Annotated in this window: 7 protein-coding genes; 5 read left to right on the forward strand and 2 right to left on the reverse strand. The window is 63.3% G+C overall.

Annotated elements, in window-relative coordinates:
* Window positions 1–229 precede the first annotated feature (229 nt).
* Complete coding sequence (locus ABYB95_RS15575; RefSeq protein ID WP_372659479.1) at window positions 230–535, reverse strand: c-type cytochrome; 306 nt, start codon at window positions 533–535, stop codon at window positions 230–232.
* A gap of 122 nt (window positions 536–657) precedes the next feature.
* On the opposite strand from ABYB95_RS15575, the gene ABYB95_RS15580 reads away from it, so the two are divergent.
* Window positions 658–897: a TIGR04438 family Trp-rich protein gene (locus ABYB95_RS15580; protein WP_372659480.1), complete on the forward strand. Its 240-nt coding sequence runs from the start codon at window positions 658–660 to the stop codon at window positions 895–897.
* Window positions 898–942: 45 nt separating this feature from the next.
* On the opposite strand, the gene ilvD is transcribed toward ABYB95_RS15580, so the two are convergent.
* Window positions 943–2649, reverse strand: a complete 1707-nt coding sequence (gene ilvD / locus ABYB95_RS15585) for a dihydroxy-acid dehydratase (RefSeq protein ID WP_372659481.1) — start codon at window positions 2647–2649, stop codon at window positions 943–945.
* Window positions 2650–2782: 133 nt separating this feature from the next.
* Between ilvD and ABYB95_RS15590 the strand changes: the two genes are divergently transcribed.
* The 4 genes from ABYB95_RS15590 to ABYB95_RS15605 form a co-directional block, all read left to right on the forward strand.
* Entirely contained in the window at window positions 2783–3697 is a 915-nt protein-coding gene (locus tag ABYB95_RS15590; RefSeq protein WP_372659482.1) for a LysR family transcriptional regulator, read from the forward strand.
* 5 nt (window positions 3698–3702) lie between these two features.
* Complete coding sequence (gene lgt / locus ABYB95_RS15595) at window positions 3703–4527, forward strand: prolipoprotein diacylglyceryl transferase (protein WP_372659483.1); 825 nt, start codon at window positions 3703–3705, stop codon at window positions 4525–4527.
* A gap of 5 nt (window positions 4528–4532) precedes the next feature.
* On the forward strand, window positions 4533–5327 hold the full coding sequence (locus ABYB95_RS15600) for an enoyl-CoA hydratase/isomerase family protein (protein WP_372659484.1): 795 nt from the start codon (window positions 4533–4535) through the stop codon (window positions 5325–5327).
* A gap of 127 nt (window positions 5328–5454) precedes the next feature.
* Window positions 5455–5840, forward strand: a 386-nt coding sequence (locus tag ABYB95_RS15605) for a LapA family protein (RefSeq protein ID WP_372659485.1), incomplete at its 3' end; no start/stop codon positions are given.

The raw sequence follows: 5840 nt of genomic DNA on the forward strand, positions 1-5840 counted from the left end.
AAAGTTGCGCGCCATCTGACTGGTGAAGCCCCGGCTCATAAATAACTCCTGAACTGTGTGAAGCCGCTACGTTATCCACGCGGCCCAGTTGCGGACTTGATGTATGTCAACCGAGGATTATTTAAGATTCATATTGAATGAATCTATTTATGAATCGTGACAGCGCGGTAGTCAGACGAAAAAAAGCCCGCTGTGCAACAGCGGGCTTTTGGGGGCGAGGCTGGCGGAATTATTTCGCGCTCAGCACCCAGGCCGCGAGCTTCTTGGCTTCGGCCTCGTTCACTTGTGTATTGGCGGGCATGGGGATCGCACCCCAGACTCCAGAGCCGCCCCTGACGATCTTGGCGGCCAGCTTGTCCACGGCCCCTGCGTCACCGGCGTATTTGGCGGCCACATCTTTGTAGGACGGGCCCACCAGCTTTTTGTCGACCGCATGGCAGGTCATGCAATTCTTGCTCTTGGCGAGTGCTTCATCCGCCATCGCGGGTGCTGCAACTGTGATGGCGGCGGCCATAATGAGGAAGGCGCGTTTCATGGGCTTGTCCTGTTCGTAGTGGGTATATCGGGTCACGTGCCCCATTTTACCCAAGCGGCAACTCCTGAAACGCCCGGTTACAGTTACTTGCCGGCTTCATCCGGCCTTTACCGGAGCGCGTGATGTTTTTCCTGATTGTGGGCGTGGGTCTGTTGCTTTTGAAGTACCTGGAGCTGGGCTTTGTGGCGAGCCTGTCGTGGTGGTGGGTTTTGTCGCCTTTTGCCATGGCGGTTGCGTGGTGGGCCTGGGCCGACGCCACCGGCTACACCAAGCGCAAGGTCATGGAAAAAATGGACGACAAGAAAAAGCAGCGCATCGACAAACAGCGCGAAGCGCTGGGCATCAAACCCAAGCGCCGCTGAACACCACGGACCGGCGCGGCGAGCACCGGTCCCGTACCCCTGGTTTCAATAGTTGTCCAGCACGGCGCCCTTGCTGGCACTGGCGGCGTTGAAGGCAAACTTGGCCTGCACGCCACGGGTGTATCGCGGCGCAGGTGCCGTCCAGTTGGCGCGGCGCCGGGCAATCTCTTCATCGGTCACGTGCAGCTCCAGCAGCAGCTGGCGTGCGTCGATGGTGATGCTGTCGCCCTCGTTCACAAAAGCGATGGTGCCACCCGCTGCCGCTTCGGGCGCGACGTGGCCCACCACCATGCCCCAGGTGCCGCCCGAGAAGCGGCCATCGGTGATCAGGCCCACGCTTTCGCCCAGACCCGCGCCGATCAGGGCGCCGGTGGGTGCGAGCATTTCGGGCATGCCCGGGCCGCCTTTGGGGCCGAGGTAGCGCAGCACCATCACGTCGCCGGCCACGATCTTGCCGTCCAGAATGGCTTTGAGGGCCGACTGTTCGTCGTCAAACACCCGCGCCGGTCCGGTCATCACCGGATTTTTCAGGCCGGTGATCTTGGCTACACAGCCCTCTGGACTGAGATTGCCTTTGAGGATGGCCAGGTGACCTTGGGCGTACATGGGTTTGTCGATGGGACGGATCACGTCCTGGTCGGCGCTCGGTGCATCGGGTACGTTCTTCAACACTTCGGCAATGGTCTGCCCGGTGATGGTGAGGCAGTCGCCGTGCAGCAAGCCGGCGTTGAGCAGCATCTTCATCACTTGGGGAATGCCGCCGGCCTTGTGCAGGTCCACGGCCAGGTATTTACCGCTGGGCTTGAGGTCGCACAGCACCGGCGTTTTGACGCGCACGCGCTCGAAGTCGTCGATGCTCCAGTCCACACCGGCCGTGTGGGCGATCGCCAGAAAGTGCAGCACCGCGTTGGTGGAGCCGCCGGTGGCCATGATGACCGCGACCGCGTTCTCGATGCTCTTGCGCGTGACGATGTCGCGCGGCTTGATGTCTTTTCGGATGGCTTCGATCAGCACCTTGGCCGACTCTTTGGCCGAGTTCATCTTCTCGTCGTGCGGATTCGCCATGGTGGACGAGTAGGGCAGGGACACGCCCAGCGCCTCAAAGGCCGAACTCATGGTGTTGGCGGTGTACATGCCGCCGCAGGAGCCGGTGCCGGGAATGGCACGGCGTTCGATCTCGTTCAGGTCTTCGTCGCTCAGGTTGCCGGCCGCGTTCTGGCCCACCGCTTCGAAGACGCTCACGATGTTGAGATCCTGGCCCTTGTAGTGGCCCGGCAGAATGGTGCCGCCGTACACATAGATGGCGGGCACGTTGGCGCGCAGCATGCCCATCAGGCCGCCGGGCATGTTCTTGTCGCAGCCGCCGATGACGACCACGCCGTCCATCCACTGGCCTTGCACGCAGGTTTCCACGCAATCCGAAATCACCTCGCGCGACACCAGCGAGTACTTCATGCCTTCGGTGCCCATGGCCATGCCGTCCGAAATCGTGGGCGTGCCAAACACCTGCGCATTGCCACCGGCTTCTTCGATGCCGGCGATGGCGGCGTCGGCCAGCTTTTGCAGGCCCGAATTGCAGGGCGTGATCGTGCTGTGTCCGTTGGCCACGCCCACCATGGGCTTCACAAAATCCGCCTCTTCGTAACCCATGGCGTAGTACATGGAGCGGTTGGGCGCGCGCGATTTGCCTTGGGTGATGTTCTGGCTGCGCGGGTTCATGGGGGTGATGGGAATGACTTTGCTGTCGGCCATGTTTGCCTCGTAAGAGTGTGGGAATAGGGTGAGGCACAGAACGCCTGCACAGGGACAGGCAGAAGTATGCGCCGTTGGAATCTGTCTTTCCAATATATTTGTTGCCATGAACTAATATGCGTGGAGTATGAATATGGTGAACAAAAATGCCTGGATCGAGTTGCGCGTGTGGCGCCAGTTCGTGGCCGTGGCCGAAGAGCTGCACTTTGGCCGCGCCGCCGCACGCCTGCACATGACGCAGCCGCCCTTGACCCAGGCGATCGCGGGTCTGGAGCAGGCCTTGGGCGGGCGCCTTTTCGACCGCACCAAACGCAGCGTGCGGCTCACCCCCACTGGGGCGGCCTTGCTGCCCGACGTGCGCGACTTGCTGGCGCGTGCACAAGCGCTGCCTGCCAAAGCCCGTGCGGCTGCGGCGGGGGAAGAAGGGCAGTTGCGGCTGGCCTTTGTCTCCACCGTGGGCTTTGATTTGCTGCCGCGCTGGGTGCGTGGCTTTCGCAGCCAGTGGCCGCATGTGGCCTTGGAGCTGATCGAGGCCACGGGTGATGTGCAACTGCAGTTGCTGGCCAGCGGCGAGGTGGATGCGGGGTTCATGCTGCACGCACCGGGCTTTTCGCCACCGGGCCTGGCGTGTTTGAGCACCTCGCTGGAGCCCCTGGTGCTGGCGCTGCCCGAGTCGCATGCGCTGGCACAAAACGCCCAGCTGTCGTTGCGCCAGGTGCTGGCCGAGCCGCTGGTGATTTTTCCGCGGCGCATCCTGCCTTCGGTGTACGACGCGGTGTTTGGCATGTACAACGCAGCCGGGCGTTCACCGCAAGTGGCGCAGGAGGCGATCCAGATGCAGACCATCGTCAACCTCGTGTCGGCCGGCATGGGTCTGGCCTGGGTGCCCCAGAGCGTGCGGCAATTCCAGCGTCCCGGCGTGGTCTATCGCCGGGTGGACGGCGCGCGTGGCCTGGCCGTGCCCGAGTGCGAAACCAGCCTGGTCTGGCGCGAGTCGAATCTGGCACCAACCCTGGCGCGCTTGATCGCGTTTGCAAAGGCACAATAAGCGCCATGCTGATCCATCCCCAAATCGACCCCATCGCCCTGCAACTGGGCCCGCTGGCCATCCACTGGTACGGCTTGACCTATCTGGCTGCCTTCGGGCTGTTCATGCTGCTGGCCAACCGCCGCTTGCGCCACCAGCCCTTTGTCTCGGTGACCACACCCGCGCCCTGGACCCGGCGCGACGTGGAGGACATTCTGTTCCTGGGGGTGATGGGCGTGGTCGTGGGGGGGCGCGTCGGCTATTGCCTGTTCTACAAACCGGCCTATTACCTGAGCCACCCGCTGGAGATTTTTGCGGTCTGGCAGGGCGGCATGAGCTTTCACGGCGGCATGCTGGGGGTGATGGCGGCCATGGTCTGGTACGCCCATTCGCGCAAGCGCCCGTTCTTGCAGGTGATGGATTTTGTGGCGCCTTGCGTGCCCACGGGCCTCGCAGCCGGACGGGCAGGCAACTTCATCAACGGCGAGCTGTGGGGTCGGCTGGCCGATCCCGCGTTGCCCTGGGGCATGGTGTTTCAGGGTGCGGGCGATGCGCCGCGCCATCCTTCGCAGGTGTACCAGTTTCTGCTGGAAGGCCTGCTCTTGTTTGTGCTGTTGTGGTGGTACGCGCGCAAGCCGCGCCAGCCTGGGCAAGTCGCTTCGGTGTTCTTGCTGGGTTACGGCGTGTTCCGTTTCATCGCCGAGTTCTTCCGCGAACCCGATGCCCATTTGGGCTTGTTGTCGCTGGGCATGAGCATGGGGCAATGGCTGTGCATACCCATGATCGTGGGCGGCGCTGCGCTGTGGTGGTGGTTCGGACAGCGCGGCGTCGGCGCAGCGGCCCGTACTTGAGCGCCGTGCAACCCATACCTCGCACAGAAGGCGGGGTGACTTGCGATGTGGTGGGCGGTGTGGCGCAGGTGCTGTTGCGCCACCCGGGCAAGTTCAACGCCATGTCGCGCGCCATGTGGCGGCAACTGCGTTTGGTGTTCCAGCAACTCCAGCAGGCCGACGGCGTGCGCTGCGTGGTGCTGCGCGGAGCAGACGGGCATTTCTGCGCTGGCGGTGACATCGCCGAATACGCCGCCTTCCGCTTCGATCCCGCCGGCTTGCGCGACTTCCACGAAAACGATGTGTGGGGTGGCCTGCAAGCCATGCTGGACTGCGACCTGCCCATCGTCGCGCAGATCGAAGGCCATTGCATGGGCGCGGGTGTCGAAATCGCGTCGTGCTGCGATCTCCGGCTGGCCACAGACACCGCCGATTTTGGCGCCCCGATCGCCAAGCTGGGGTTTCCGATGGCGCCGCGCGAAGCCCAATTGGTGCTGCGCGCGCTGGGTGAACGCACGGTGCGCGAAATGTTGTTGACCGCAGCGGTGTTGCCGGCCGACGAGTTGCTGCGGCGCGGTTTCCTGAACGCTGTGCACGCGCCCGAGCAGATGGAGGCTGAAACAAAAAAACGGGTGGACCGCATGCTGCGGCTCGGCCCGCAAGCGGCGCGCCTGAACAAGCAGACACTGCGCGCGCTGGCGCCGTCGGCTCCTGCAGGTGCCTTGGCGCTGTTGTTGACCCAGGCCTACGCTTACGCGCCGAGCGCCGAGCACCGCGAAGGCATTGCGGCCTTCGTCGAAAAACGCCCCCCCAATTTCTGACAGCAGGGCTTTTGTCGGAGGGCGTGAGCCAGCGCGAAACGCAGGCGAGAACGGCGCAGCCGCGCGTCCTGCGCCTATACTGCCAGCAACAGCGGCGCCGGTCCGCTGGGCTCGACGAAAGTGCTCCATGTCCCTGCGTTCTTTGCTGATTCTGGTGCTCGGTTTTGTGACGGTGCTGTTCGTGGGCGCGAACTGGGCCTTGATCAGCCAACCGGCCCAGCTGTCCCTGTTGGTGATGACGGTCGAAGCGCCGCTGGGCATTGTGCTGCTGGGTTTGCTGCTGCTGTTCGTGCTGGTTTTTGTGGCCTACATCGGCTATTTGCAAACCACCGTGCTGGTGGAGAGCCGGCGCCATGCCAAGGAACTGGCGGCGCAGCGGGCCTTGGCCGACAAGGCCGAAGCATCGCGTTTCTTCGAGCTCAAGTCACACCTGGACGGTGCATTTGACCAGGTCAATCAGCTGCTCGAAAAAGACTTCAAAAATTTGGGCGAGCAGGTGGACGCGGTGGAGGC

The organism is Hydrogenophaga sp., assembly GCF_041633695.1.
In the GTDB taxonomy this organism is placed as follows: domain Bacteria; phylum Pseudomonadota; class Gammaproteobacteria; order Burkholderiales; family Burkholderiaceae_C; genus Hydrogenophaga.

Bases quoted from the DNA above. Each gene is read 5' to 3' on its own strand.
- ilvD (WP_372659481.1), bottom strand. From the start codon at position 2,649: ATGGCCGACAGCAAAGTCATTCCCATCACCCCCATGAACCCGCGCAGC.
- ABYB95_RS15580 (WP_372659480.1), top strand. From the start codon at position 658: ATGTTTTTCCTGATTGTGGGCGTGGGTCTGTTGCTTTTGAAGTACCTG.
- ABYB95_RS15590 (WP_372659482.1), top strand. From the start codon at position 2,783: ATGGTGAACAAAAATGCCTGGATCGAGTTGCGCGTGTGGCGCCAGTTC.
- lgt (WP_372659483.1), top strand. From the start codon at position 3,703: ATGCTGATCCATCCCCAAATCGACCCCATCGCCCTGCAACTGGGCCCG.
- ABYB95_RS15575 (WP_372659479.1), bottom strand. From the start codon at position 535: ATGAAACGCGCCTTCCTCATTATGGCCGCCGCCATCACAGTTGCAGCA.